Source organism: Dysosmobacter segnis (genome assembly GCF_014297285.1).
In the GTDB taxonomy this organism is placed as follows: domain Bacteria; phylum Bacillota; class Clostridia; order Oscillospirales; family Oscillospiraceae; genus Oscillibacter; species Oscillibacter segnis.
In genome coordinates this window covers 1-811 of the sequence record NZ_JACOQI010000107.1, presented here as the reverse complement: position 1 = coordinate 811, position 811 = coordinate 1, and the positions used below count along the sequence as shown (strand labels likewise).

1 protein-coding gene is annotated in these 811 nt (G+C 54.5%); it reads right to left on the bottom strand.

The features are described 5' to 3' along the window. Positions 1 to 189: 189 nt before the first annotated feature. Positions 190 to 811 (bottom strand): DUF8626 domain-containing protein (locus H8Z83_RS19265; protein ID WP_494546123.1); only part of this gene is annotated, 622 nt, incomplete at its 5' end.

Here is an 811-nt window from a genome sequence, read left to right as displayed (position 1 = left end):
GCGGTGCGGTCATTTCCATAGTGACCCCATTCATACTGCCGCTGGCCGTCCTTGTCATCATAGCAGGCCCATGTGACATAGCGGGATGGCGCGGTGGGATGTTCGCCCAATGCAAATCCTCGTCCATTTTCCAGCATGACCGCCTTCAAAATGGCGTAGCCTTGATTTTTGTCCATAGTACACCTCCCATCATCGAGACATTTCTTTGTTTTCTCTTTTCACAAACGGCTGGAGCTGATAGGGGCTTGTACCGTCCTCGGGCCGCAGAAAGTCTATCCGGGCCGCAGCACGGATGGCGTTCTGGTTAAGCTGCCGTTGCCATGCCCCTTGGCTGGGAGCCCACTTAAAGCCGTTGCTTTTCAGTTCCTGCCGCTGATTGGCATCGGGCTTTTCCTCAAAAATAAGCTGCAAACGATTTTCAGCCTCGTTGATTTTTGCCTCGCCTCCGGGGAATGTCCAGCCTGCAAACTCGGAGCGGCTGCTCAGTTCCTCAATGCGCTGGCGCACACGGCGGATGTTGGCGTTGTTGTTGGAAAGCAGATAGGCGGGGTATGGCTTACTTTTGTCCAAGTGCCATGACTGCGCCATATCTGCCTTGAGCTTTTCTGCCTGCTCCGGCGTAAGCTCCGGGCAGCCGTCCAGCGTTTTGTGTTTCCGAAAATACGCATTGACCGCCTTCATGGTGGCCTGCAGGGACTCCAGCCCCTCCAGCTTTTTTGTCAGCTTTTCCACGGCCAGATCGTCATCCGCGCTGATCCCACCCATTCCAACAGAGCGGATTTTATCAAGCAGCTTTGAAATCTCCGCATAC